At 70.7% G+C, this 25,107-nt stretch carries 21 protein-coding genes, 1 tRNA gene, 1 other RNA gene and 1 pseudogene; 8 read left to right on the top strand and 16 right to left on the bottom strand.

Annotated elements, in window-relative coordinates; genetic code table 11:
• Positions 1-293: 293 nt before the first annotated feature.
• On the bottom strand, positions 294-464 hold the full coding sequence (locus tag GA0070624_RS34640) for a hypothetical protein (RefSeq protein ID WP_176731636.1): 171 nt from the start codon (positions 462-464) through the stop codon (positions 294-296).
• 79 nt (positions 465-543) lie between these two features.
• Between GA0070624_RS34640 and GA0070624_RS09290 the strand changes: the two genes are divergently transcribed.
• The 3 genes from GA0070624_RS09290 (at position 544) to GA0070624_RS09275 (ending at position 4,935) form a co-directional block, all read left to right on the top strand.
• Positions 544-1,992 (top strand): aldehyde dehydrogenase family protein, encoded by a 1,449-nt coding sequence (locus GA0070624_RS09290; RefSeq protein WP_218105127.1) that lies wholly within the window; start codon positions 544-546, stop codon positions 1,990-1,992.
• 767 nt (positions 1,993-2,759) lie between these two features.
• On the top strand, positions 2,760-3,989 hold the full coding sequence (locus GA0070624_RS09280; protein WP_091338998.1) for a low temperature requirement protein A: 1,230 nt from the start codon (positions 2,760-2,762) through the stop codon (positions 3,987-3,989).
• A 316-nt stretch (positions 3,990-4,305) separates the two neighbouring features.
• Positions 4,306-4,935: an MBL fold metallo-hydrolase gene (locus GA0070624_RS09275; protein WP_091338994.1), complete on the top strand. Its 630-nt coding sequence runs from the start codon at positions 4,306-4,308 to the stop codon at positions 4,933-4,935.
• A 649-nt stretch (positions 4,936-5,584) separates the two neighbouring features.
• Here GA0070624_RS09275 and GA0070624_RS09270 read toward each other — a convergent pair.
• A tRNA-Ala gene (locus GA0070624_RS09270) sits at positions 5,585-5,657 on the bottom strand.
• A gap of 90 nt (positions 5,658-5,747) precedes the next feature.
• Positions 5,748-6,338 carry a YqgE/AlgH family protein gene (locus tag GA0070624_RS09265; RefSeq protein WP_091348460.1) on the bottom strand — a complete coding sequence of 197 codons (591 nt, stop codon included), beginning with the start codon at positions 6,336-6,338 and terminating at the stop codon, positions 5,748-5,750.
• A 145-nt stretch (positions 6,339-6,483) separates the two neighbouring features.
• Between GA0070624_RS09265 and GA0070624_RS09260 the strand changes: the two genes are divergently transcribed.
• A complete protein-coding gene (locus GA0070624_RS09260) occupies positions 6,484-7,287 on the top strand; it encodes an S-methyl-5'-thioadenosine phosphorylase (RefSeq protein WP_091338991.1) in 804 nt (267 codons plus the stop codon).
• A gap of 148 nt (positions 7,288-7,435) precedes the next feature.
• On the top strand, positions 7,436-9,031 hold the full coding sequence (gene mdlC / locus GA0070624_RS09255) for a benzoylformate decarboxylase (RefSeq protein WP_091338989.1): 1,596 nt from the start codon (positions 7,436-7,438) through the stop codon (positions 9,029-9,031).
• Between the two features lie 18 nt (positions 9,032-9,049).
• On the opposite strand, the pseudogene GA0070624_RS09250 reads toward mdlC, so the two are convergent.
• From GA0070624_RS09250 to pruA, 11 genes and pseudogenes are all read right to left on the bottom strand, one after another.
• Positions 9,050-10,020: pseudogene (locus GA0070624_RS09250) on the bottom strand (hypothetical protein).
• A gap of 168 nt (positions 10,021-10,188) precedes the next feature.
• The gene (locus tag GA0070624_RS09245) at positions 10,189-10,659 is read right to left on the bottom strand and encodes a hypothetical protein (protein WP_091338986.1); all 471 of its coding nucleotides are present in this window, start codon (positions 10,657-10,659) and stop codon (positions 10,189-10,191) included.
• A 126-nt stretch (positions 10,660-10,785) separates the two neighbouring features.
• Entirely contained in the window at positions 10,786-11,448 is a 663-nt protein-coding gene (locus GA0070624_RS09240) for a hypothetical protein (RefSeq protein WP_091338983.1), read from the bottom strand.
• 84 nt (positions 11,449-11,532) lie between these two features.
• Positions 11,533-11,908, bottom strand: a transfer-messenger RNA (tmRNA) gene (gene ssrA / locus GA0070624_RS09235).
• Positions 11,909-12,013: 105 nt separating this feature from the next.
• A complete protein-coding gene (smpB, locus tag GA0070624_RS09230; protein ID WP_091338980.1) occupies positions 12,014-12,493 on the bottom strand; it encodes an SsrA-binding protein SmpB in 480 nt (159 codons plus the stop codon).
• A 131-nt stretch (positions 12,494-12,624) separates the two neighbouring features.
• On the bottom strand, positions 12,625-13,500 hold the full coding sequence (gene ftsX, locus GA0070624_RS09225; RefSeq protein ID WP_091338978.1) for a permease-like cell division protein FtsX: 876 nt from the start codon (positions 13,498-13,500) through the stop codon (positions 12,625-12,627).
• 70 nt (positions 13,501-13,570) lie between these two features.
• Positions 13,571-14,251, bottom strand: coding sequence for a cell division ATP-binding protein FtsE (gene ftsE, locus GA0070624_RS09220; RefSeq protein WP_091338975.1), 681 nt, complete (start codon positions 14,249-14,251; stop codon positions 13,571-13,573).
• A 119-nt stretch (positions 14,252-14,370) separates the two neighbouring features.
• Complete coding sequence (gene prfB, locus GA0070624_RS09215) at positions 14,371-15,492, bottom strand: peptide chain release factor 2 (RefSeq protein WP_091338972.1); 1,122 nt, start codon at positions 15,490-15,492, stop codon at positions 14,371-14,373.
• Positions 15,493-15,605: 113 nt separating this feature from the next.
• The gene (locus GA0070624_RS09210; RefSeq protein WP_091338969.1) at positions 15,606-16,124 is read right to left on the bottom strand and encodes a PadR family transcriptional regulator; all 519 of its coding nucleotides are present in this window, start codon (positions 16,122-16,124) and stop codon (positions 15,606-15,608) included.
• Positions 16,125-16,266: 142 nt separating this feature from the next.
• Positions 16,267-17,070, bottom strand: a complete 804-nt coding sequence (locus tag GA0070624_RS09205) for a tryptophan 2,3-dioxygenase (RefSeq protein ID WP_245718715.1) — start codon at positions 17,068-17,070, stop codon at positions 16,267-16,269.
• Between the two features lie 100 nt (positions 17,071-17,170).
• Positions 17,171-18,799, bottom strand: coding sequence for an L-glutamate gamma-semialdehyde dehydrogenase (gene pruA, locus GA0070624_RS09200; RefSeq protein WP_091338966.1), 1,629 nt, complete (start codon positions 18,797-18,799; stop codon positions 17,171-17,173).
• A 407-nt stretch (positions 18,800-19,206) separates the two neighbouring features.
• On the opposite strand from pruA, the gene GA0070624_RS09195 reads away from it, so the two are divergent.
• Positions 19,207-20,274 carry a hypothetical protein gene (locus tag GA0070624_RS09195; protein WP_091338963.1) on the top strand — a complete coding sequence of 356 codons (1,068 nt, stop codon included), beginning with the start codon at positions 19,207-19,209 and terminating at the stop codon, positions 20,272-20,274.
• A gap of 22 nt (positions 20,275-20,296) precedes the next feature.
• Here GA0070624_RS09195 and GA0070624_RS09190 read toward each other — a convergent pair whose 3' ends face one another.
• Positions 20,297-20,806, bottom strand: a complete 510-nt coding sequence (locus tag GA0070624_RS09190; protein WP_091338960.1) for a DUF6912 family protein — start codon at positions 20,804-20,806, stop codon at positions 20,297-20,299.
• A gap of 219 nt (positions 20,807-21,025) precedes the next feature.
• On the opposite strand from GA0070624_RS09190, the gene GA0070624_RS09185 reads away from it, so the two are divergent.
• Both GA0070624_RS09185 and GA0070624_RS09180 read left to right on the top strand, forming a co-directional pair.
• Complete coding sequence (locus GA0070624_RS09185; RefSeq protein ID WP_091338957.1) at positions 21,026-21,253, top strand: helix-turn-helix transcriptional regulator; 228 nt, start codon at positions 21,026-21,028, stop codon at positions 21,251-21,253.
• A gap of 100 nt (positions 21,254-21,353) precedes the next feature.
• Positions 21,354-21,950: an Rv3235 family protein gene (locus GA0070624_RS09180; protein ID WP_091348453.1), complete on the top strand. Its 597-nt coding sequence runs from the start codon at positions 21,354-21,356 to the stop codon at positions 21,948-21,950.
• A 176-nt stretch (positions 21,951-22,126) separates the two neighbouring features.
• Here the strand turns inward: GA0070624_RS09180 and secA are convergent, their stop codons facing one another.
• Positions 22,127-25,045 carry a preprotein translocase subunit SecA gene (gene secA / locus GA0070624_RS09175; RefSeq protein WP_091338953.1) on the bottom strand — a complete coding sequence of 973 codons (2,919 nt, stop codon included), beginning with the start codon at positions 25,043-25,045 and terminating at the stop codon, positions 22,127-22,129.
• Between the last annotated feature and the right edge of the window lie 62 nt (positions 25,046-25,107).

The following is a 25,107-nucleotide window of genomic DNA, read 5'->3' as shown; positions in this document are numbered from 1 at the left end:
GTAGGTCGAGGGCTGTGACAGTCCCATGGGTTGCTGTACTTCTGTCTGTACGGCGACCAGGCTGAGCTGGAGCTCGACCCCCGCCGGGGGGAGGGAACCGAATACATGCTGTCGACGAGTGAGGTTCAGCGCTGAGCCGCGCTGGTGGGCATCTGCTGCGCGCCGTTGGTTGACAAGCCGCCACAGTCACCGCCAAGGCTTTCACAGCGCCCTTGCTGCCTCGGCCTCGTTCCCCTGGTTGGGGCGATGGCAAGGGGTTTGACAGGTACATGCCCTGCCCAATGGTCGTTGGATCAGCCCTCCGGGCCGATCACCCGCTCCCGGCGCAGCCAGTCGGCGAACCCGCACCGTCGACACCCGGCGGCCCGCCACGACGTCCACATCGCCACCACCGCCACCAGCACAAAGCCCAAGGGCGGCACGAAGAAAACGAAGAACTCCAATAGCCCAAGGCCGCGCCGCACAGGTTAAAGATCAAGCTAGTTGCGGCCGCGTTCCGGTGCCTATGATCTCCGCTGCACAGCTTCGAGACAGGAGTCGGCAGTGACGCAGTTGTGGATCGCGGGCCAGCACGTCGCGGGGACCGGAACCTCGGTTACGGTGATCAACCCGGCGACCGAGGAGGTCGTCGCCGCCGTCGGATCCGCGGTTCTTGAGCAGGTCGACAGCGCGGTCCGTGCTGCCCGCGACGCCGCCGACGGCTGGCGGCGTACCCCCGCGGCCGAGCGGGCCGACCTTCTGCACGGGATCGCCACCTGGCTGCGTGAACACTCCGACGCCCTTGCGCGGCAAATGTCGATCGAGGGCGGCAAGCCACTGATCGAGAACTCCGACGAGGTCGGCTGGTCGGCGGCCTGCTTCGACTACTACGCGGAGCTGGGCCGGCACGAGCGGGGCCGGGTGCTGCCGCCGGTGGAGGACGGGCAGCTGGCGCTCGTCCTCAAGGAGCCGCTCGGCGTGGTCGCCGCGATCGTGCCGTGGAACTATCCGCTGCTGCTGCTCGCGTGGAAGCTCGCTCCGGCGCTTGCTGCAGGGAACACGGTCGTGGCGAAGCCCTCGCCCTACACGCCGTTGTCGACGCTGATGCTTGCCGGGGCCTTTGCCGAGCTGTCGCCGGGTGTTGTGAACCTGGTGACGGGTGGTGCCGAGGTCGGGGAGGCCCTGGTGGTGCACCCCGGTACGGATCTGGTCGCCTTCACCGGTTCCACGGCCGCCGGGCTGCGCATCGGCGAGCTGTGCGCGCGTCAGGTCAAACGCACGCACCTGGAGTTGGGTGGCAAGGACGCCTTCATCGTCTGCGAGGACGCCGATCTCTCGGTCGCGGCGCCAGGTGCCGCGTGGGCCGCGTACCTCAACGCCGGGCAGGTCTGCACCTCGGCCGAGCGGTTCTATGTCATGGACTCCGTCTACGACGAGTTCGTCGAGCGGATGGTCGCCGAGGCGGCCGCGGTCCGGCTCGGCGATCCGTTGGCGGCCGGGACCGACATGGGCCCGATGATCGCCGAAGTGCAGCGGGCGAAGGTGGAGGGCCAGCTCGCCTCGGCCCGTGACGGTGGCGCCCGCATCCTGGTCGGCGGCGATCGGGGCGGGTTCGAGCGCGGCTGGTTCCTCTCTCCGTCCGTCGTCGTGGACGCCACCGACGACCTGCCGCTTATGCGGGAGGAGACATTCGGGCCGGTCGCGCCGATCGTGCGGGTCTCCTCGCTGGACGAGGCAATCGCCCGCGCCAACGCGCTGCCCTACGGTCTGGGCGCCAACGTCTACACCAATCGCACCGACTACGCGTATCGCTGCCTGGACGAGTTGAAAGCAGGCACGGTCTGGATCAACGATCCGCTCACCGACAACGATGCCGGGCCCTTCGGCGGCATGAAGGCGTCGGGCAACTCCCGTGAGCTGGGCCCGGAGGGTCTGGAGGCGTTCCGAGAGACCAAGCACGTGCATTGGGACACCCGCGCCGAGCGCAAGCCCTGGTGGTACCCCTACGCGTAGGGAATTGCGCTACGAGCCACCACGCTGCGCAGGCCGGTCTCGATTACGTGCCTCGATCTCCTACGAAAGCAGTTCACTGTGGCAACGTCGGCCATCGTCAACGGCGGCGTCTCCTTTTGGTCTGCGGCGCTGGGGATGCCCACCCCGCGTCCGCGATCAGGGCGGTGCCCAGCACGAGCGCGACGATGCCTGTGACCCAACCGATGAGCATGCCCAGTCCGAGGCTGCGATCCCCGCGTATGACCATCACACTGCCGCGCGAGCCTGCCGAGATCCGCCGCTGGCCTGATCGACTGCTACACGCTTCTTATCCACTCGCTGACCCTGGGCACCGGCATTCGACTGTTCGAAGGCCCCGCCCCACTGACCGAGTTCGACCTGACCGAGAGCGCCACAACCACCAAGGGCGTGATCATCGCCCGCTACACCCGCCTATGTGGCAGGGACTGCTAAACGTCCCGTCATGCCGCGATCACTCACCCCGAATCAAGTTTGAACCAGTTCACGCCGGCAGCCTGTCGTACTCCGCTTGATCCGTGACAGGTTGGCTTCAGTTGATGGGTGACACTCCGCCGAGTGCTGGTCGAGTTGACCATGCTGGCCAGGCGCGAGCGGGATGAGGGCCTGGACGGGTTGGCAGATGTCGCACGCGCGCATGCTCATCGCGCCAGCCGAGAGGTCGAAGTGGGGTATCTGCGACCTGCGCCGAAGTCATGCGTGGTGGCCAGCGGCGGCTGCCGGGTTAAGTGTGAATCCGGACCTGCCGGATGTTGGGCGAACAAGATGGGCCTATGAGGCACATCTTCCGGGCCGGGGCGCCGGTGCCGACCGAGGAAACCCATCGGACCACGCCGTTCGAGGTGTTCTTCGACCTGGTGTTCGTGTTCGCCTTCATCCGGGTGGAGACGTTCACGGCACGGGCGCCGACGCCACTCGGGCTGGCGCATAGCCTTGTGCTCCTGCTGCTGCTGTGGTGGCCGTTCACTAACTACGCTTGGTTGGCCAACCAGGTCCGCGCCGACGTGGGCCTGGTCCGCGCCGGAAACTCCGCTGTGATGGCCGCGATGTTCGTGGCCGCCCTGGTCCTCCCCGAGGCGTGGCGGCACGGCAACCAGTCACTGGCCGCGCCCATGACTCTGGCCCTCGTCTACATCGTCGTCCGGGCGGTATATCTGGCCCTCGTCTGGCACATATCGGCCGGTAACGCGCGGCTACGCGCTTCGCTGCGCTTCCGGGTCATCCCGGTCTCGGTGGGCTTGATTGCGCTGGTGTTCGGCGCGGTGTTCGGCGGCGCCGCGCAGACGCTGTTGTGGGCCGCAGCGTTCCTCATCGACTGCATCGGCGGCCTATTCATCGCGGTCTATGCCGGACACGCTCTGTTGCCCAGCCCCAGCCATTTCGCCGAGCGGCACGGCCTGATAGTAATCATTGCTCTGGGCGAGTCGCTGATCTCGGTTGGCGTCGGCGCCGGATCGGCGGTCACTCGTTGGCCGGTCCTGATCGCTGCGCTGCTCGCCCTGACCACGGCGCTGGCCCTGTGGTGGCTGTACTTCGAAAACACCGCCGCACCTGCCGGGCAAGCCCTGGCGCGGATCCCCGCTCCGGACCGGACTCGGACCGGCAGCATCGCCTACAGCTTGGCTCACTTCGTGCTCATCGCCGGGATCATCTACCTGGCCCTCGGCATCAAGGTGGTCCTCGCCAACATGGCCCAACACCCACTCCAGCAGCCCGCTGGGACCCCGCTGGACTGGTCTTCGACCGCAGCTCTGTTCGGCGGCCCCGCCCTCTACCTCATTGGTCGGGCTCTGTTCCTCCGACTTACCGTCCGGCACACCCCACCCGCCCCGATCCTCGCGGCCGGCACCATCCTCGCGCTGGTGCCCGTCGCCCGACACCTTCCCGCCCTCGCTGCCCTCGCTCTAGTCGCCATCATCTTGATCGCCCTGGTCTGCTATGAACGGATCAGTTGGCAGCCAACCGCCGCGGCGAAATGACTACGTATCCAGGCCTGCCGAACCCCCGAAGACCGGCAATCTGGCCAAGCTTCGTTCTAGCCGGAGTCGTCACGCATCATGTGGCGTTAATCTGTCACGGATCAAATGGAGCCGGACATCGCGCCGGCAGCCGGCCGGATCGAACGTGTGTTCGATTAAGCCGCTCCGGGTGGTGCTGCGTGATCGCAGGTGGAATGAGGCACGGGCCGCGGCGGCGGGACATCTGGGTGGCGATCGGTCAGACGAGGCGCGGTGCCGCGCCCGTTCCGACAGACTGCGCTGAGGACGTCACGATTCGATAATCGAGGAGTCACGAATGCGCCTGACCAAGTACGGCCATTCCTGCATACGCATCGAGCATGACGGGGGAGTGCTGGTCATCGATCCGGGAGTGGTCAGCGAGCGGGAGGCCCTGGACGGCGTGGACGCCGTGCTGATCACCCACGAGCACACTGACCACCTGCACGTCGAGGCGCTGACCGCGCAGCGCGAGCGGCGCCCGTTCACCCTGCACGGGCCGGCGTCGCTGACCTCCACTCTGGACGGCCTAGCCGACCTCTTCGAGCCGGTGGAGCCGGGCTCGGGGTTCGCCGCCGCCGGCATCCCGGTGCGGGCCTACGGCGGGCGGCACGCCGTGATCCACCCCGACATCCCGGTGGTGGACAATCTGGCGTACCTGGTCGACGACCGGGTCTACCACCCCGGTGACTCGCTGGTCGTGCCGGACGATGTCCAGATCGACACCCTCTTCCTGCCCATTCACGCCCCGTGGACGAAGTTCTCCGAGTCGCTGGACTTCCTCCGGGCGGTTGGCCCGCGCCGGGCCTACGCGCTGCACGACGGGTACCTCAACGACAACGGGCTGGGCGTGCTGAACGGCAACTTCAGCCGGCTCCACGAGGGGGAGTACCGCTGGCTCGAACCGGGCACCCGTGTCGACGCCTGACCCGGCGATGCCCGGCCCACCCCGAGAGCTGGTGCAGCAGCTCTACCGCACGGCGCCCGACCAGTTCGTCGCCGCCCGCGACACGGCGGTCGTCGATCGATCGAACGCCTGTTCGAGTATGCTGCGACTGGTGGAGGTACGCGGTCGCTGGTGGAACAGGTCGTGGGGCCGCATGGCCCGGCGGGACATCTGGCTGCTTTCCGACGATCGGCTCTGGCGGGTGCGTGGCCGGTGGTGGACAACCTCTGATGTAGCGGCGCACCTCGGTGTCAAGGTCGCGACCGTCAGGAACTACCGGAAGCGGGGTCAGATGCCCGAGCCGGACGCGACGGTCGGGCGCACTCACATGTGGCGCCCGAGTCGGGTCGTGTCTTGGCACGAGAGCCCTCCACGCCCAGGCGTCGGCGGTCGCCCACGGCAAGCAAGCGGGGGCGGAGACGGCAACGGCGTCAGCTCGCGCTGAGGGCTCGCACCTCATCGAGATACGAGACGGCCTCCGGCTCCTTCGGATACCGCTCCCGCAGCAGTGTTGCCAGCTCCTTCGAGCACATCAGCAGAGATGGGAGAGATTTGCGATCCCCCTCTACTTTCCGCCTCGGAACGACAAAGGGCGTCCGTCATGACTGACGAACGCCCTGATCGTGAAGGGTGGAGCCGAGGGGACTCGAACCCCTGACCCCCACACTGCCAGTGTGGTGCGCTACCAGCTGCGCCACGGCCCCTTGCTGTCGTCCCCGGTCGCCCCGGGCACGCAGGCAACTATACACACGCCGACCGGCATGGTCATATCGCGGGGGTCCCCGCCGTGGGGCTCAGTTCAGGGTCACGTCCGGGGGGAAGTGGGCGATCGCCGCCATCATCCCGCCCTGCCGGCGCAGCACCATCGGCCAGAGATCGTCCGGCCGGTCGACGAAGGCGTCCCCGGGGAGCGCGTCCAGGACGAACCAGGACCCCTCCTCGATCTCCCGCTCCAGCTGCCCCGACCCCCAGCCCGAGTAGCCGGCGAAGACCCGGATACCGCCGATGGAGTCCCGCAGCCGCTCCGGGTCCACCGAGAGGTCGATCGTGCCCACCGCGCCGGAGATCCGCTGGAAGCCCTTCATTGGCTTGATCGGGTGACGCATCCGGGCCAGGCAGATGGCCGAGTCCGGCTGCACCGGGCCGCCCTCGAAGAGCACCGCCGGGTGGCGGGCCAGGTCGCTCCAGTCGCCCAGAACGTCGGCGACCGGCACCTCGGTGGCTCGGTTGAGCACCACGCCGAGGGCGCCGCCGGGCTCGTGGGCGACCAGCAGCACCACCGTACGGTCGAAGTTGGGGTCCTTCAGCGCCGGAGTCGCGACCAGCAGCCGTCCGGTCATCGACTCCATGGCTCGGCCACCGATCGCCTGTCCTTCTCCCTGCATGTCGAACATCCGTCAGCCGTGCGCCGCGACACCGACGCCGTGGACCATCCACGCTGTGAACGCCATGCCTGGCACCATAGCCTGCGCCCCGCACGCTGGCTAAGGTCTGACGGGCGGGGAAGCGAACGGGATCGAGGGAGGGCCGATGGGGCCAACGGCCGACCTGGCGGTGATCGGTGGGTCCGGGCTCTACGCCCTGCTCGACAAGGCCACCGAACACGTGCTCGAGACGCCGTACGGCCAGCCGTCGGACCCGGTCACCATCGCCGAGATGGGCGGCCGCCGGGTGGCGTTCCTGCCCCGGCACGGGCGCGACCACCGGTACCCGCCGCACCTGATCCCCTACCGCGCGAACCTGTGGGCGCTGCGCTCCCTCGGCGTACGCCAGATCATCGCCCCGTGCGCGGTCGGCGGCCTGCGCCCGGAGCTGGGCCCGGGCACGTTCGTGGTGCCGGACCAGCTCATCGACCGCACCAGCGGGCGGGCCCAGACCTACTACGACCGGGGCGCGGTGCACGTCTCCTTCGCCGACCCGTACTGCCCCGTCGGCCGCCGTACGCTGCTCGCCGCGGCGGCGGGCCGGGGCGTGCCGGCGGTCGACGGCGGGACGGTGGTGGTGGTCGAGGGGCCGCGCTTCTCCACCCGCGCCGAGTCCCGCTGGTTCGCCTCGATCGGCGGGACGGTCGTCAACATGACCGGCCACCCGGAGGCGGTGCTCGCCCGCGAGCTGGCTCTCTGCTACACCTCGATCGCGCTGGTCACCGACCTGGACGCGGGGGTGGAGGGCGGCGACTCGGTCACCCAGGAGGAGGTGTTCCGGGTCTTCGCGGAGAACACCGACCGGCTGCGCGGGGTGCTGCTGGACGCCGTCGCCGCGCTGCCGACCGAGCGGGACTGCCCCTGTGGCCACGCGCTCGACGGGATCAAGCTCCCCTTCCCGCTGCCCTGACCGTCGCCGACGTCGCCGCGCTGGCCGGTCCCGTCGCGGCGGCGCAGCAAAGCGCCCGAAAAGCCCGGCTGGCCCCGATAGATTCAGCTGGTCGGGGACTGATCGCGAGCCGTCTCCGGCGCAGGGCAGCAGACGGAGGCAGTCGGCCATGGCAACGGTGCGGGAGACGACGTACGACCTGCTCCGCGACCTGGGCCTGACCACCATCTTCGGCAACCCCGGCTCCACCGAGGAACCCTTTCTCCAGAATTTCCCCGCCGACTTCTACTACGTGCACGCCCTGCAGGAAGCGTCGGCGATGGCCATGGCCGACGGCTACGCGCAGGCCACCGGGCGGCCCGCGCACGTCAATCTGCACACCGCCCCGGGCACCGGCAACAGCATGGGCAATCTGGTCACCGCCTGGCACAACAAGACCCCGCTGATCGTCACCGCCGGCCAGCAGAACCGGGAGATGCTGCTGATCGAGCCCCGGCTGGCCAGCGTCCGCCCGGCGGAGCTCACCCAGCCGTACGTGAAATGGAGCTATGAGCCGGTCCGCCCGCAGGACATCCCGGCGGCGCTGATGCGGGCGTACGCGACGGCGGTCCAGCCTCCCGCCGGTCCGGTCTTCCTCTCCCTGCCGATGGACGACTGGGACCAGCCGGCGGACCGCCCGCCGCAGGTGCGCCGGGTGGCCACCCGGTTCGCCCCCGACCCCGAGCGACTGCGCGACTTCGTTGCCGCCCTGGCCGGCAGCCGCGCCCCAGCGCTGGTGCTCGGCGCGGCGGTGGACCGGGCCGGCGCCTGGTCGGCAGCGATCGCCCTGGCCGAGCGGCTGGCCGCCCCGGTCTGGGCCGCCCCGGCGCCGGAGCGGGCCGCCTTCCCCGAGGACCATCCGCACTACCGGGGCGTGCTGCCGTACGCGATCGGACCGCTCGCCGAGGCGCTGCATGGGCACGACACGGTGCTGGTCGTGGGCGCGCCGGTGTTCCGCTACTACCCGCACGTGCCGGGCGACTACCTGCCGGCCGACGCGCGGCTGCTGCACATCACCGACGACCCGGACGAGTCGGCCCGGGCCCCGGTCGGGGACAGCCTGCTCGGCGACGCCGGACTGGCGCTCGCCGCCCTGCTGGAACTGCTGCCGCCGGCGGACCGGCCGCCCCCGCCCCCGCGCCCCGACCCGCAGCCACCGGAGGAGTCGAGCCCGCCGAGCGCCGACGCGCTCTTCGCCGCGCTGGCCCGGCACTGGCCCGGCGAGGGGGTGCTGGTGCAGGAGTCACCGTCCAACCTGGCCGCGTTGCGCCGCCGGCTGCGGGTGACCCGGCCGGGGTCGTACTTCACCATGGCCAGCGGAGGTCTCGGCTTCGGCCTGCCGGCGGCGGTCGGGATCGCCCTGGCCGAGCGGGACACCGGACGCCACCGGCCGGTGGTGGCGGTGGTCGGCGACGGCTCCTTCCACTACTCGGTGCAGGCGCTCTGGACCGCCGCGCAGCTGCGGCTGCCGCTCGCGGTGGTCGTGCCGGTCAACCACCAGTACGCCATCCTCAAGGCGTTCGCCGAGCTGAAGCACACACCCGGGGTGCCCGCCCTCGACCTGCCCGGGCTGGACGTCACCGCGATCGCCCGGGGCTACGGCTGCGCGTCCGCCGTGGTGGACCCGCTGGACCGGCTCGGCGAGGCGCTCGACGCCGCGCTGGCCGCCGACCGGCCGACGGTGCTGCCGGTGCCCATCAGCACCGAGTTGCCCCGGATCCTCTAGTCGGCGGTCGGCGCGGATTCAGCGGCCGCCGACGGCGAGCGGCCTGCCGGTGAGCACGTCGAGCACCGGCCGGGCACCCAGCGGGGCCTTGAGCGTGACGGTGACCGGTTCGAGTTTCAGCAGGGCGATGCAGGGGCTGGTCGACCGGGTCACCCCGCCGCCGACCACCACCACATCCTCGCGCTCCAGCACCAGCGGGGTCTTCCCGGTGTCGCACGCGCCGACCCCCAGCCGGTAGGTCAACCGTGCCCCCTCGACCGGCGGGACGAGATCCTGCGCACCGACCACGCCGTCGGGCGCCGGCCGGGTCGGCGCAACCCCTCGGGTACGGCGGTGGTCGCGCTCGCCGCGACGGCGAGCCGGGCGACGGGGGCGGTCAACCCCGCCACGGTGAACAGCCAGGCCGGCACCTCGGCCATCCCCCGGCTGGTATGCACCGAGGCGGTCCCCAGTTTCACCGCGGTGACGGTGAGCGGGATGCAGGCGGTCTGCACCGGGCTGCTCACCGGACCGTCCGGCCCTGGCTCGATCGTCGGGCCACCGTCCTTCGGTCGACCCGGCCCACCCGTCGGCCCGGGTTCCTGGGGCCGGCCGTCGCACGGCGGCGGGTCGCCCTGGTCGAGCTGCGCGTACGCCTCGGCGGCGCTGACCAGTGGCACCCGCAGCGTGCCGTCGGGAAAGCGGATGCTGCCGTCCGCCGGCTTCGCGCTCGGCATCTCGATCTGGTCGCGGTACCAACCGGCCCGGAATGCCGTCTCGGTCTCGGGGTTGAAGCCGGGGTCGCCGGTCAGCACGGTGGCTTCCTGGAGCGGGACGTATCCGCTGGTCCAGGCCGGACCCGGGCGCCAGGCCTCGGCGACCTCCACGGCCCGCTGGTCGAACGCCTCCCACCGGTGGCCGGGGCTGCCGGCGGACGGGCCGGAACCGGCCGGGGCGCAGCCGACGGCCAGCAGGAGTAGCAGGCCCAGCGGGGCGATCCTGCGACGCATACCCCTTGGACGCGTCGCCCGCCCCGCCGGTTCCGCGGCCGCGTCGCACTGCCCGCCGGGGGGCCGGCTGAGGGCGAGGGGCTGGGCGTGTCGGCGCCGGCCATAGGCAACGGGCCCGCGAGCCACCCAAGCCGTGACAAGGCGGGCGGGGACGAGCCGAACCGAAGCTCAGGTCTCCCCGCCGAGGTCGGCCTGGTACGCCTCCCAGAGCAGGTCGGCGCCGCGCTGCCGGTGCCGGGAGAGCGCCCGCAGCAGGTGCCCGGCCCGCCCGCACAGCTCCTCGGCCGGTACGCCGGGCAGCTCGGCGGCGTGCTGGAGGGCGGCGATCGCCGCGGCGATGGCGCCGTGCTCCCGGGTCAGCAGTCCCACCCTCCGGTGCAGCCGCGGTGCCTGGTGGAGCAGCTCCGCGTAGAGGCCGGTGGGTCCCTCGGTGAGCTGGACGTGCTCGGCGAAGCCCTGTCGGACCGGGTCGAGGTGGAGGACCAGGCGCTCCCGCCAGTGGGGCTCCCCGGCCGGCGCCATGAGCGCCCGGAGGAGGGCGTGCACGTCGGCCAGGAGGTTGGGCCGGTGCTGGCCCGCGACGGACGGACGGGCCGTCGCGGCGACGGTGGACGGCTGCTGGATCGGACCGGTGACCATGGGCACCTCCCGCGCTGCTGCGCTACCGCGTACAGCGATGGTGGACCCCGGCGAAAAGCCTGTCCAGGGCTCAGGCGCGGCTCATCAGGCACATCTACCCCAACAGCCTCCCCAGTCTCATCCGGCTCACCCGCCCAGGGGATTGCCGGCCATCGTGCGGAGCCGGCCGGCAAGGGCGTGCGCCTCGTCGTGCCGGCCGCCGGTGGGGCGGCCTGCGGTGATCGCGTCGGCGAGCGCCCGCAGCTCGTGCGGCGGCAGCGTGGCCAGCCCCATCCCCCGCAACGGGATGGTGACCCGGCGGCCGGTGCCGGGGTCACGCGCGACGAGGGTCGGCACCCGCACCACGGCTTCGTCCCCGGCCCGGTACCCGACAGCCCCTGCGGTGACCTCGGCGGCGGCCAGGTCGACCGCGCGGGTGCCGAGCACGCCCCGGACGTGCGCCCGGGTGCCCTCCAGCCATGCGGCGGTGCGCAGCACCCGGAGCACGAGATAGAGACCAAGCAACGCGAATGGGATCCCGCAGAGCCCGACCAGGCGGCCCGGTCCCAGCCCGGCGCTCGGGGAGCCGCTCAGGTCCGGCGGGAGCATGCCGGGCGGCAGGTCCCGCGCATCCTCGTACGAGGGCAGCGGATCGCCGAAGCCGGTGATCCGGCGCAGCAGGCCGTCCGCGAGCATGGGGAGCAGCACGAACGCCGCGCCGATGGCGGTGAACAGCACCCCCACGATCGCCGCGAAAACGCGTTGACCGGGTGAAGCGCCCACCGACAGCGGCAGCTTCTCGTTCGTCACACGCGGCAGCCTAGATCGCCTCGGCAACGGGGGCGAAAACGACTGTGCGCCCCGGTCCGGGTGGACCGGGGCGCACAGGTCAGGTGGTGGAGGTGCCGGGAATCGAACCCGGGTCCTTCGCCGCCTTGTCAGGGCTTCTCCGAGCGCAGCTCGCTGTGCCTCTACTCGGCCCCTCCGATCACGCGAGCGAGTCGGTGTGACGGGCCCAGTCGCTGATTGATCTCGCCGCACGGACCCCGCGACCGGGTCCGATTGGCCAGCCCTCTAGCTGATGCCGGCTAACTGGGTCGAAGGCGCTCCCAGGCCGACAGACTTGCTACTCGCCTCAGGCGGCGAGAGCGAAGTCAGCGCGATTGTTCTTGGCGCTTATTGGTTTCCGACGAACGATTCTCGAGACGACGTCGGCTTCCTCGGCTCGCTTCCCCTGCCGCAACGTACGAAGTCGAAACCTGTCACCCCCTCGATGGGCTGCCGCTGTTGGCAGCACCATCAAGCCTAACGCCTGCCGCAACCGGATTCATCCCCGAGCCCCGGCCGATCATGGAACCGGTCAGTCCGGGACGAATCAGTCTTCCATCCCCTTGCCGCGCCGGCCGGCCACACGGGCCATCTCCCGCTCGGCGTCCCGCTTGGCGAGGTCCTGCCGCTTGTCGTACGACTTCTTACCCTTGGCCAGGCCGATCTCCACCTTGGCCCAGCCGTCGGAGAAGTAGACCTGCAGCGGCACCAGGGTGAGCCCGCTCTCCCGGGTCTTGCCGATCAGCCGGTCGATCTCCAGCCGCTTGAGCAGCAGCTTGCGGGTACGCCGGGGCTCGTGGTTGGTCCAGGTGCCCTGGGTGTACTCCGGGATGTGCATGCCGTGCAGGTAGAGCTCGCCGTTGCGCTCCTGGGCGAACGCGTCGACCAGCGACGCCCGCCCGGCCCGCAGCGACTTGACCTCGGTGCCGGTCAGCGCCATGCCCGCCTCGTACGTGTCGAGGATGGCGTAGTCGTGCCGCGCCTTCTTGTTGGAGGCGACCACCTTGCGACCCTTTTCCCGTGGCATCGGCGCCACCTCCTTTCCGAACGATCCGCGACCTCCGGCCGCAGGGCGGAGATCATGCTACCCGAATGACAAGGGCCCTCCCGCGCCGTTTATTCCGGCGCGGGAGAGCCCTCGGAGAGCCGCCGCGGTGACTAGACCCGCAGGTAGAAGCGGAGGGTGAACCAGGCGGTGACGGCGCTGACCAGGCCGCCGACGCCGGCCATGACCGGGAACATGAACAGGATGTCGCCCCAGCTGACCGGGGAGAGGAGGCCCTGCAGGGCCTTGAGCGAGCCGTCGAAGAGGAGGAACTTCGCGGCGACCAGTGCGCCCAGGCCGAGCAGCGAGCCGATCAGACCGGCAACGACGGCCTCCAGCACGAAGGGCGCCTGGATGAACCAGTTGGACGCACCGACCAGCTTCATGACCGCCACCTCGCGCCGCTTGCTGTAGGCGGCCACCTGGATGGTGTTGGCGACCAGCAGCAGGGCGGCGATCGCCATGACGGCCGCGGCGGCGAGAGCGATGTTCTGGATCGAGGTGAGGATGTCGAAGATCTTGTCGAGCAGCCGGCTCTGGTCGACGATCTCGTCGACGCCCGCGGTGTCCTTGTACTGGTTGTAGATGGTCTTGTACTGCTCCGGGTTGACCAGCTTGAGTCGGTACGACGGCGGCAGGCTGTCCGGCTTCACGGCGCTGATCAGGTCCGGCGCGTCCTGGAACATCTCCTGGAACCGCTTGTACGCCTCCTGCTTGTCGACGTACACGACCTTCGCCACCAGCGGGTCGCTCTCCAGCTTGGCCTGCAGCGCCTGCCGCTCCGGCTCAGCGACGTCCGTCTTCAGGAAGATCGAGACTTCGATGTTCTTGTAGTAGAGGTCCTTCATGTCGCCGACCTGGCGATACATCAGACCGCTGGCGCCGAGCATGGTGAGCGACACCGCCATCGTGATGATCATCGCGACGGTCATGGTGACGTTGCGCCACAGTCCGACCAATACCTCGGACAGGACGTACTTCATCCGCATCGGGAATTCCTCCGGCTCTCCGGCGTGAGGTGTTCGTCGTCAGGATGTACGGCAGGGGTGGAGCGTCGGCTCACCCGTAGACGCCGCGGTGCTGGTCGCGCACGATGCGGCCGCTCTCGATCTCGACGACGCGGCGGCGCATCTGGTTCACGATGTTGGAGTCGTGCGTGACCATGACGACGGTCGTGCCGGTGCGGTTGATCCGATCCAGCAGGCGCATGATCTCGATCGAGGTGTCCGGGTCCAGGTTTCCGGTCGGCTCGTCCGCCAGCAGGATCAGCGGACGGTTCACGAACGCCCGGGCGACGGCGACCCGCTGCTGCTCACCACCCGAGAGCTCGTGCGGGTAGCGGTGCTCCTTCCCACCGAGCCCGACCAGCTCCAGCACCTCCGGCACGACCCGGCGGGCGACCGCCTTGGTCTTCCCGATCACCTCGAGGGCGAACGCCACATTCTCGTAGGCGGTGCGGTTAGGCAGCAGCCGGAAGTCCTGGAAGACGCAGCCGATGGAGCGCCGGAAGTGGGGTCGCTTCCAGGAGCGCATCGAGGTGACGTCCTTGCCGTTCACGATGACCCGCCCCTTGTTGGGGCTCACCTCGTGCAGCAGCATCTTGATGATGGTGGACTTGCCGGAGCCGGATGGGCCGATGAAGAAGACGAACTCGCCCTTCTCAATGCCGACGGACACGTTGTCGAGCGAAGGCCGGGACGCCTTCGGGTACGTCTTCGTCACTTGCTCAAGCTGAATCACGGGTCGAGAGTCTACGCGGTGTAACCGGAGAGCCAAGCCCCCCGCCCCCACCGGAACGAAGCGCGTCATTCAATTAGTGCGTGATGCGGAGATCAAGGACGCGCTCCGCCCGCGGTCGATTACGCAGCGCTTTCCGCGAGCTGCTGCTGCTTGCGCCACCGGATCCCGGCCTCGATGAAGCCGTCCAGTTCCCCGTCGAAGACCGCGGACGGATTGCCCGTCTCCTGCTCCGTTCGCAGATCCTTCACCATCTGATACGGGTGCAGGACGTACGAGCGCATCTGGTCGCCCCACGAGCCGGCAGCCTCGGTCTTGAGGCCCTGGAGCTTGGCCTGCTCCTCCTGGCGCTTGCGCTCCAGCAGCCGGGCCTGGAGCACCCGCAGCGCGGAGGCCTTGTTCTGCAGCTGGGACTTCTCGTTCTGGCAGGTGACCACGATGCCGGTCGGGATGTGCGTGATCCGCACCGCCGAGTCGGTGGTGTTGACGCTCTGCCCACCCGGGCCCGAGGAGCGGTAGACGTCGATCCGCATCTCGTTCTCGGGGATGTCGATGTGGTCGGTCTGCTCGACCACCGGCAGCACCTCGACGCCGGCGAAGCTGGTCTGCCGGCGGCCCTGGTTGTCGAACGGGCTGATCCGCACCAGCCGGTGGGTGCCGGACTCGACGCTGAGCGTGCCGTAGGCGTACGGGACCTTGACCGTGAAGGTGGCGGACTTGAGGCCGGCCTCCTCGGCGTACGAGGTCTCGTAGACCTCGGTCGGGTAGCCGTGCCGCTCGGCCCAGCGCAGGTACATCCGGAGCAGCATCTCGGCGAAGTCCGCCGCGTCCACGCCGCCGGCGCCGGCCCGGATGGCGACCAGCGCCTCCCGGGAGTCGTACTCGCCGGACAGCAGGGTACGAACCTCCATCTCCTCGATGGCCTTGGTCAGCCCGGCGATCTCCGTCTCGACCTCGGCGAGCACCCCCGGGTCGGACTCCGCCTCGGCCAACTCCAGCAGGACACCGGCGTCGTCGAGCCGGGAACGGAGGCTGCCGAGCTTGTTGATCTCGCCGTTGACGTACGACAGCTGCGAGGTCACCTTCTGCGCCTTGGCCTGGTCGTCCCAGAGGTCCGGCGCGGAGGCCTCCTGCTCCAGCCGGGCCTTCTCCTCGTGCAGCTTGTCAAGGTTGAGGACGGCCTCGATGTTGCGCAGGGTGGCGTCGAGTTCCTTGAGCTGTTCGGCGTAATCGGCAGCGGTCACGACAAACAAGCGTACTGCGCGGGCGAGGAGTGAGCTTGCGAGCCCCGCAGTCCCGCGCGAAACGTCCGCGCTGCGCGTTCCGCGGGCTGCTCAGGTCACCTGGCCGAGTCCGGTCAGCCGCCGACCGGGGCGGTCTTGAGCCAGGACAGGGCGGCCTTGTGGTAGGCGACGGCGAACTCCAGCGCGCTGGCGTCGTACGTCTCCCCCTCCTTCTTGGCGTTCTTCACCTGCTCCCGGACCCGCGCCAGCGCCTCGGTGTGGTACTCGTTCGCCGTGGTGTACAGGTTCTTCAGCTGATTCGGCGAGTGCAGCTCGCCGAAGGCCATCCGCAGCGCGATCGGGTTGCGGATGGTGTCCCGCCCCGGGTTCTCCGCCAGCCACTTGGTAAATGTCCGTTTTCCGGCCGCCGTGATCGCGTACGGCTGGCTCATCCGCGGCCCCGGCTTGCCGAGCCGCACCAGACCCTTCTCGGCCAGCACCGGCAACTCGCGGTAGACCTGACTGCGGGTCATCGACCAGTACGGCGCCAACCGGCGCTCGGCGGCGGCCATCAGCTGGCCGCCTGTCATCGGGCCCTCGTGCAGCAGGCCCAGCAGGGCCGCCGCCGTGGGGTTGACTCCGGATTCCGCCATGCCCTCTAAGCTGCCACTTTGCCGACCCGGCGTCCAGGATTTGCCGTTTTCGCCACCCGGTAGGGCTTCCAATGTGCACTGTCGGCGGACGACTGTCCGCCGGGGACCATCCGTGCCCTCAGCCGGACGTCGGCCGGCCGGGTCAGAGCCGGCTGCGCAGCTCCCACAGCTCCGGATAGAACCGGGTCTCCACCCGCGACCGCAGGTAGGCGCCGCCGGCCGAGCCGCCTGTACCCGGTTTGGTGCCGATCTGCCGTTCCGCCATCAGCACGTGCCGGGCCCGCCACAGCGAAAATGCCTGGTCATGGGCGACCAGCGCCTCGGCCAGGTCCCAGAGCGGCCCGTGCCGCTCCCGGTCCGCGGCGATCCGCTGGTACGCCCCGAAGCGCGCCTCCGGGTCGGTCACGTCGAAGCCGGCCCGGCCGAGCACGGCGAGGAAGCCGTCCCAGAGGCTCGGCTCGGCCAGCCGGCGCTCCAGCCGCTCCCGCTCGGGGCCGGACAGGCCCCGGAACCGGCGCAGGAAGTGCGGGTCCTTCAGCCCGGAGAGGAACTCAATCTCCCGGAACTGGACGGACTGGAAGCCCGAGGCCGGGGCGAGCTTGGTGCGGAAGACCAGGAAGTCCTGCGGGGTCATCGTGTCGATCACGTCGACCTGGCCGACCAGCACGCGCTCCACCACATGGCAGCGCTCCAGGCGCATCCGGGGCAGGTAGGTCTCCCCCGCCAGCATCCGGTCCCGGGCGTCGGTCAGCTCCGCGAGCAGCAGCTTGAACCAGAGCTCGTAGACCTGGTGGATGGTGATGAAGAGCAGCTCGTCGTGGGAGGCCGGGTCGGACTCCGGCACCTGCGCGGCGAGCAGGTCGGCCAGCCGGAGGTAGTCGCTGTAGGTGAGCTGGCCGCCCTGCTCACCGAACCGGGCATCGGGCGCGGGGGTCACCTCGGTCACGCTGGTCACGCTACCGCCGGGCGGACACCCCCGCCGCCCACCGGTTAGGAGGGGCCCCCTCCTATACAGAATCCGTTAACAGGGGGCCCCTCCTTACACCTCAGCCCATGTGCGGGTACGTGTGGTCGGTCGGCGGGACGAAGGTCTCCTTGATCGTCCGCGGCGACATCCAGCGGACCAGGTTGTGCCAGGAGCCCGCCTTGTCGTTGGTGCCGCTGGCCCGGGCGCCGCCGAAGGGCTGCTGCCCGACCACCGCGCCGGTCGGCTTGTCGTTGATGTAGAAGTTGCCGGCCGCGTACCGCATCTTCTCCGCCACCGCGTCGACCACCTTGCGGTCGGTCGCGAAGATCGACCCGGTCAGCGCGTACGGGGCGATCGACTCGGCCTGCGCGACGACGTCCTCGAAGCGGGCGTCGTCGAAGACGTGCACGCCGAGGATCGGCCCGAAGTACTCGGTGGTGAACGTCTCGTGCGCCAGGTCGGTGCACTCGAAGAGGGTCGGGCGGACGAAGTAGCCCACGGAGTCGTCGGCCGTGCCGCCCGCCAGGACCGTGCAGGTCTCGTCGTCGCTGATCAGCTCCAGGGCGGCGGTGTGCCGGCTGTACGCCTTCTCGTCGATCACCGCGCCGCCGAAGTTGCTGAAGTCGGTGACATCGCCGTAGCGGAGGGCGTCCGTGGTGGCGGCCAGCCGGTCGCGCAGCCCGCCCTCCCAGATCGACCGCGGGACGTACGCCCGCGACGCGGCCGAGCACTTCTGGCCCTGGTACTCGTAGGCGCCCCGGATGAGCGCGGTGTGCAGCGCGTCCACGTCGGCGCTGGCGTGCGCGACGACGAAGTCCTTGCCGCCGGTCTCGCCGATCAGCCGCGGGTAGCCCCGGTAGCCGGCGATGTTCTCGCCCACCGTCCGCCAGAGGTGCTGGAACACCTTGGTCGAGCCGGTGAAGTGGATGCCGGCCAGGTCCGGGTCGGCGAGCACCACGTCGGAGACCTCCTCGCCGCGCCCGGTCACCATGTTGATCACACCGGGCGGCAGGCCGGCCGCCTCGAAGAGCCGCATGGTGAAGTGCGCGGCGAACTGCTGGGTCGGGCTCGGCTTCCAGACCACGGTGTTGCCGAGCAGGGCCGGGGCGGAGGGCAGGTTGCCCGCGATCGCCGTGAAGTTGAACGGCGTGATCGCGTAGACGAAGCCCTCCAGCGGGCGGTGGTCGAACCGGTTCCACACCCCGGGCGAGGACATCGGCTGCTCCTCCAGCAGCTTCCGCGCGAAGTACACGTTGAACCGGAGGAAGTCGATGAACTCGCAGGCCGAGTCGATCTCGGCCTGGACCACGGTCTTGGACTGGCCGAGCATGGTGGCCGCGTTGAGCGTGTCCCGCCACGGGCCGGAGAGCAGCTCGGCCGCGCGGAGGAAGATCGCGGCGCGCTCCTCGAACGGCAGCGCGCGCCACATCGGGGCGGCGTCCTTGGCGGCCTTGACGGCGGCGCGAGCGTCGTCGTGGGTGGCGTGGCCGGTGACGCCGAGGACGTGCGCGTGCTTGTGCGGCTGGCGCACGTTGATCGAATCGCCGCCGGCCATCCGCTGTTCACCGGCGATGGTCATCGGCAGGTCGATCCGCTCGGCGGCCAGCTCGGTCAGCCGCCGCTCGAGCCGCTCCCGGTCGGCGCTGCCCGGCTCGTAGGTGTGTACCGGCTCGTTGCGCGGCTCGGGTACGGAGAACACGGCGTCCATCACAGGCTCCTGTGCGATCTCGACGGCGGTGGCGAAATCGGACCCGCGGGCACCGACCGGACGGCCGGACGCCGGACACCGCGCGGTGGACCGGTCGCGGCGGCGGGACCTCGGCCGATTCTCCCATGCGGCACCCCGCACGCCACCCCACCCCGGCCCCACCGCCCGCCGGCCGCCGCGCTGCCGGACAAGCAGGGGGACGGACCACCACACAGCGGACCTTCGGTGGACGCTGGGGTGGACCCGGTCAACCGTCGGCCGGGTGGATTTCACGCCTGCGATTCGTCGGCCCCGGCGAGGCGCCGGGTGACGGTCGCGGTGGGTGGCTCCGGCCGACGCGTACGCTGGAGGGCCGTGACCCGCCCGGCCCGTGGCGGCCGATCCGGCGTTCCGTCGAAGGGGAGACGATGAGCAACCAGCCCGGCAGCTCCACGGCCGCGGAGCCGGACCAGCCCGAGGCCGCCGCGGTCGACGACGAGGCTGGCCGGGCGGACGTGGCCGCGTCGGCCGACGTGGCCGGCCGAGCGGCCGACGTCACCGACCCGGCGGCCGACGGGCGGGCGCCGGGCGCGGCGGCGCTCGCGCTGCTGGCCGTCGCCTGGCTGGCGGCGATGCTCTGGTCCACCCGGGCCGCCATCAGCTCCGCCGCGGCCGGTGTCACCGCGATCAGCCTCTCCGCGTTCGCGCTGCCGGGCGTCATCTCGGCCGCGCTGGTCGCCGGCGCCGGGGTCGCCCTGGCGGTCACCAACGTCCTCGCCCGGCGCACCGACCGGGCCACCGTGCGCTTCCTCGCCGCCGTCGGCGCCGGCCTGCTGGTCGGGCTGGTCGCTGCGGTGGCGATCAACCTGACCTACGCCGACAACGCGACGACCAACACGATCGCCGGCACCACCGCCGCCGCGGCCATCATCGGCGGCGCGGCGGCCGGCGCGCGCAACGCCCGGGTGGTCGGCGCGATCGTGAGCGCCGCCCTGGCCGCGCTGATCTTCGTGGTGGCGTTCAGCCGCGCCCGGGACCCGCTCTCCGACCTCTTCGGGGCGGGCGACACCCAGGAGTCCGTGATCAGCGCCGCGAAGTGGGTGTCCCGGACGGAGTCCCTGCTGGCCGGACTGATCGCCGGGCTGGTGGCCTTCGGCTACCTGACCTGGGCCCGTCGGCGCGCGGTCCGGCGGGAGCCGGCCGCCGCGGAGCCGCGCTGGCCGGCGTACCTGCTCGCCGGGGCGGGCCCGGGCCTGCTCCTGCTGCTCACCGAGGTGATCATCCGGGTCGGCGGCCGGTCGCTGCTCGACCTTGCCGCCGCGCTCAGCGAGGCGGACGCCGTCGCGCAGACCTCGCTCGGCACCTCGCGAGTGGACAACGGCATCTGGGTGCTCTTCGTCGGGGCGCTGGCCGCGCTCATCGCGTTCGGCCGCACCCTCGGCCCGGCCGCCGGCGCGGACGAGGCGGAGCCGGCCGAGGACGAGCCGGAACGCTGACCGCCCGGCCCGGCGGATGGGGTCAGGAGACCGAGCGGAGCAGCAGGTCCAGCTCGGTCACGTCGTACCACTCCAGCTCGTGGTCCTCGGCGCTGTCGACGGTGAACTGGGCATCCGGGTCCCCGGCCTGCGCCTCCGCGACCACCTCGGCGGCGGCGGCCACGTCGTCCGCGGCCTCCGCGCCGTCGACGTGGATCGCGGCGACCGCGCTCACCGGCACCGGCTCGGTCAGCCGGACGGCGCTGGACCCGAGCTCCCCGTCGACCCGGCCGACGGCCCGGGCGGGCAGGTCGACCGATACCACGACCCGGCGCCGGGGCGCGCTCGGGTCGGCCCGGAGCAGCAGCAGCGCGTCCTGGGCGGCCCGGGTGAAGGCGACGTACTCCAGTTCCTCCTCGTCACCCTCGGCGTACCACTCGCGCAGGGTCGGGGTGACCGCGTGCGCCTCGCCGGCGGTGAGTCCCTGCTCGCGTAGCCGCGACAGCATGGGGACCGTCGCCGGTACGTACACCCGGACAAGCTCGTCGGTCACCGGTGTCTCCCCTGCTCAGGCCCGGACCGGCGGACGCCGGCCCCGGGCGCCGATCATGCCGTACGCCGTGACCGTCATACACCCAGCACCGGTCTCGGGAAAGTTCCCGGCCGGTGTGTCCCTCCGCCGAGCTGTGCCCGGGGCGAACGGACACCGCTGGGTTACGTCAGCCAGTGATGGCAAACTGAGGCAAACGACGCCAACCCCCGGGAGTTCACCGTGGAGCCGAGGTTCCTGCTCCTGTCCGACGTGGCCGCGGAGCTCAACGTGTCGGACTCGCAGGTCTACCACATGGTGCGCAGCGGAGAGCTGCCCGCCATCAAGATCGGCGGGCGGGGACAGTGGCGGGTCGAGCGCGCCCGGCTGGAGGAGTACATCCAGCAGAAGTACGCGGAGACCGCGGAGTGGGTACGCGGCAACCCGCTCAGCGATCGCGACACGGAGTAACCCGACCGTCCCCGACGGCATTGACGGTGGGCGCTGCCATGTCGGAGGATGAAGCCTGTCGGAGGCAAACGAAGGCAAACGAAACGAATAGGGGTTGATGATGGTCGACACCCGTCGCCCGCCGGCGCCGCGTCCCCCGGTCCGTCTCCGTCCCGCGCCGCCGATCGACCCGCCCTTCGCCGACGAGGGCGATCCCTGGTTCCGCCTCAGCCCCGACCAGCTCACCCTCGACCTCTTCGACCCGCGCCGCCGCGATCCCGGCCGCCCCGCCGGGCGGCACGTCGACGTCCGACCGACACCGACGGGGCCGGGCCGCCACGGCTCCGCCCCACCGCCGAGCGCCCTGGTCACGGCAACGCCCGAAGCGGCCCGGGCGGCGCACCGGTTCGTCCGGACCTGCCTGGAGATCCTCAACGGCTACCGGCCGCCGGGGCAGCTCAGACCGTTGAGCCATCCCGGCAGCGCGACCGAGGTGGCGGCCCAGCTGGCCCGGGCCGCCCAGCGTGTCGGCCCGGTACGCCGCCGGTCGACCCGCCCGACCGCCCAGCTCCGCCGGCTGCGCGTCTGCGAACCCCGGGCCGGCGCGGTGGAGGCGGCGGCCGTGCTCGCCGGTCCGGCCGGTGCCAGCTGGGCGATGGCCCTCCGCCTGGAGCACCGCCGCGGCAGTTGGCTCTGCACCACCCTCCAGGTCCTCTGACGCCGACCCCGCCGGCCCGCGTCCGGCTGGCGGGGTGATCGACTCTGTATGCGGCACAACGGGCCATTCCGGTGGCGCGACAGCCCCAGTTTGCGCAAGCGGTGTGGATCGTGTGAAGCCCGACGGGCCCCGGCCGAGCGTGGCCGGGGCCCGTCGAGCTGGCGGGAAAGGGCTGGTCAGGCGCCGTTGTTGGGGGCGCCGTGGCAGCGCTTGTACTTGCGGCCGGAGCCGCACGGGCAGGGGGCGTTGCGGGACGGGCCCTCACCGGCGTCCACCTGGCCCGGCGCCGCCCGCCGGGCGGTGCTCGCCGCGACGGCCTGGCCGTTCATCCCGGCGGCCGCCGGGCGCCGCGGGGTGCCGGACGGGGACGGGGCGGCGGGCCGGGCGGTCTTCTCCGGGCGGCCGATGCCGAGGGCCGGCGCCTGCTGGTCGGCCCGCTCGACGGCGACCGCGCCGCCGCCCGCCTCACCGTCGATGGTGGGCGCGGAGTACTGCAGGCCCTGCTGCTGCGGCGCGCGGTTGAGGCCCTTGGCGCGGATCTCCACCGGCTTCTCCAGCAGCTGCACCTCCTCGGCCTCCGGCTCGGCCTCCTGGATCTGGACCTCCAGGTTGTAGAGGAAGCCGACCGTCTCCTCCTTGATGCCGTCCATCATGGTGGAGAACATGTCGAAGCCCTCGCGCTGGTACTCGATCACCGGGTCGCGCTGGGCGTACGCCCGCAGGCTGATGCCCTCCTGCAGGTAGTCCATCTCGTAGAGGTGCTCACGCCACTTGCGGTCGATGACCTGGAGCAGCACCATCCGCTCGAGCTGGCGTACCGCCTCCTCGCCGAGCTGCTCCTCGCGCCGGTCGTACGCGGCGTGCGCGTCCTCCTTGAGCCGGGCGAGCAGGAAGTCCTGGTCGAGGCCGGCCCGCGAGCCCACCTCCTCCTCCAGCTCCTCGACGGAGACGCCCACCGGGTAGAGCTGCTTGAGGCTGGACCAGAGCTGGTCGAGGTCCCAGTCCTCGGCGTAGCCCTCGCTGGTGGCGCCCACGACGTACGCGGTCACCACGTCGTCGATCATGTTGCGCACCTGCTCGGAGAGGTCCTCGCCGTTGAGCACCCGGAGGCGCTCGGCGTAGATCACCTGGCGCTGCTTGTTCATCACCTCGTCGTACTTGAGGACGTTCTTGCGGATCTCGGCGTTCTGGCCCTCGATCTGCGCCTGCGCGCTCTTGATCTGACGGGTGACCATCTTCGACTCGATCGGCACGTCCTCCGGGATGTTGAAGCGCTCCATCACCGCCTCGACCGCACCGGCCCGGAAGCGCCGCATCAGCTCGTCCTGCAGGGAGAGGTAGAAGCGGGACTCGCCCGGGTCACCCTGCCGGCCGGCCCGACCGCGCAGCTGGTTGTCGATCCGGCGGGACTCGTGCCGCTCGGTGCCCAGCACGTAGAGGCCACCGGCCGCGGCGACCTCCTCGGCCTCGGCGTCGCAGGCCTGCTTCCACGTGGGCAGGACCTCCTCCATCGCCTTGGCGTACTCCTCCGGCTGCTCGACCGGGTCGAGGCCGCGCTGGCGCAGCTCGTTGGCGGCGAGGAACTCGGGGTTGCCGCCGAGCAGGATGTCCGTACCACGGCCGGCCATGTTGGTGGCGACGGTGACCGCGCCCTTGCGCCCGGCCTGGGCGACGATCTCCGCCTCCTTGGCGTGGAACTTGGCGTTCAGCACGGAGTGCGGGATGCCCCGGCGGCGCAGCAGCTGGGAGAGGATCTCGGAATTCTCCACCGAGACGGTGCCGACCAGCACCGGCTGGCCCTGCTCGTGCCGCTCGGCGATGTCCTCCACCACGGCGTTGAACTTGGCCTTCTCGGTCTTGTAGATGACGTCCGCCCGGTCGAGGCGGATCATCGGCCGGTGCGTCGGGATGGTCACGACGCCGACCTTGTAGACCTTGTTGAACTCGCTCGCCTCGGTCTGGGCGGTACCGGTCATGCCGGAGAGCTTCTCGTAGAGGCGGAAGTAGTTCTGGAGGGTGATGGTCGCCAGAGTCTGGTTCTCCTGCTTGATCTCCACCCCCTCCTTGGCCTCGATCGCCTGGTGCATGCCCTCGTTGTAGCGCCGGCCGTGCAGGATGCGGCCGGTGAACTCGTCGACGATCAGGACCTCGCCGTCGCTGACGATGTAGTCCTTGTCGCGCTTGTAGAGCTCCTTGGCCTTGATCGCGTTGTTCATGTAGCCGACGAGCGGGGTGTTGACCGACTCGTAGAGGTTGTCGATGCCGAGCCGGTCCTCGACCTTGGCCACACCGCGCTCGGTGACCGCGATGGTCCGCTTGGCGTGGTCGACCTCGTAGTCACCCTCGCCGTCGGTGCCCGGCTGCATCCGGGCCACCACGCCGGCGAACTCCTGGTACCAGCGGGCGGAGTGCTCGGCCGGGCCGGAGATGATCAGCGGGGTCCGGGCCTCGTCGATGAGGATCGAGTCGACCTCGTCGACCACCGCGAAGTTGTGGCCGCGCTGGACCAGCTCGTCCTTCGACCAGGCCATGTTGTCGCGCAGGTAGTCGAAGCCGAACTCGTTGTTGGTGCCGTAGGTGATGTCGCATTCGTAGGCGGCACGGTGCTCGCTGGCCGGCCGGTTGGGCAGCACCACGCCGACGGTCAGGCCGAGGAACTCGTGCACCCGGCCCATCCAGGCGGCATCGCGCTGGGCCAGGTAGTCGTTGACCGTGACCACGTGCACGCCGTTACCGGAGAGCGCGTTGAGGTAGACCGCCATGACCGAGGTGAGGGTCTTGCCCTCACCGGTCTTCATCTCGGCGATGTTGCCGAAGTGCAGCGCCGCGCCGCCCATCACCTGGACGTCGTACGGGCGCTGGCCGAGCACCCGCGCCGCCGCCTCGCGCACCGTGGCGAAGGCCTCCGGCAGCAGGTCATCGAGGGTCTCACCATCGGCGAGCCGCTCGCGGTACTGCTCGGTCAGGCCGCGCAGCTCCTCGTCGGTGAGGTTGACGTAGTCGTCCTCGATCGAGTTGACGGCGGCGGCGATGGCCTTGAGCCGGCGCACCATGCGGCCCTCGCCCGCGCTAAGGACCTTTTCCAGAATCGACACGGATCAACGCTCCCCTAGACAGTCTCGAACCATCGTAGGCGCTCCAGCGCGGCAGCGGTCAC

Source organism: Micromonospora rhizosphaerae (assembly GCF_900091465.1).
GTDB classification, from domain to species: Bacteria; Actinomycetota; Actinomycetes; order Mycobacteriales; family Micromonosporaceae; genus Micromonospora; species Micromonospora rhizosphaerae.
The sequence above is the reverse complement of the archived record's forward strand: the minus strand, read 5'-3'. Positions and strand labels throughout refer to the sequence as shown.

Bases quoted from the DNA above. Each gene is read 5' to 3' on its own strand.
- GA0070624_RS09280 (WP_091338998.1), top strand. From the start codon at position 2,760: ATGTTGGGCGAACAAGATGGGCCTATGAGGCACATCTTCCGGGCCGGG.
- GA0070624_RS09275 (WP_091338994.1), top strand. From the start codon at position 4,306: ATGCGCCTGACCAAGTACGGCCATTCCTGCATACGCATCGAGCATGAC.
- GA0070624_RS09265 (WP_091348460.1), bottom strand. From the start codon at position 6,338: ATGCAGGGAGAAGGACAGGCGATCGGTGGCCGAGCCATGGAGTCGATG.
- GA0070624_RS09260 (WP_091338991.1), top strand. From the start codon at position 6,484: ATGGGGCCAACGGCCGACCTGGCGGTGATCGGTGGGTCCGGGCTCTAC.
- mdlC (WP_091338989.1), top strand. From the start codon at position 7,436: ATGGCAACGGTGCGGGAGACGACGTACGACCTGCTCCGCGACCTGGGC.
- GA0070624_RS09245 (WP_091338986.1), bottom strand. From the start codon at position 10,659: ATGGTCACCGGTCCGATCCAGCAGCCGTCCACCGTCGCCGCGACGGCC.
- smpB (WP_091338980.1), bottom strand. From the start codon at position 12,493: ATGCCACGGGAAAAGGGTCGCAAGGTGGTCGCCTCCAACAAGAAGGCG.
- ftsX (WP_091338978.1), bottom strand. From the start codon at position 13,500: ATGCGGATGAAGTACGTCCTGTCCGAGGTATTGGTCGGACTGTGGCGC.
- GA0070624_RS09210 (WP_091338969.1), bottom strand. From the start codon at position 16,124: ATGGCGGAATCCGGAGTCAACCCCACGGCGGCGGCCCTGCTGGGCCTG.
- pruA (WP_091338966.1), bottom strand. From the start codon at position 18,799: ATGGACGCCGTGTTCTCCGTACCCGAGCCGCGCAACGAGCCGGTACAC.
- GA0070624_RS09195 (WP_091338963.1), top strand. From the start codon at position 19,207: ATGAGCAACCAGCCCGGCAGCTCCACGGCCGCGGAGCCGGACCAGCCC.
- GA0070624_RS09180 (WP_091348453.1), top strand. From the start codon at position 21,354: ATGGTCGACACCCGTCGCCCGCCGGCGCCGCGTCCCCCGGTCCGTCTC.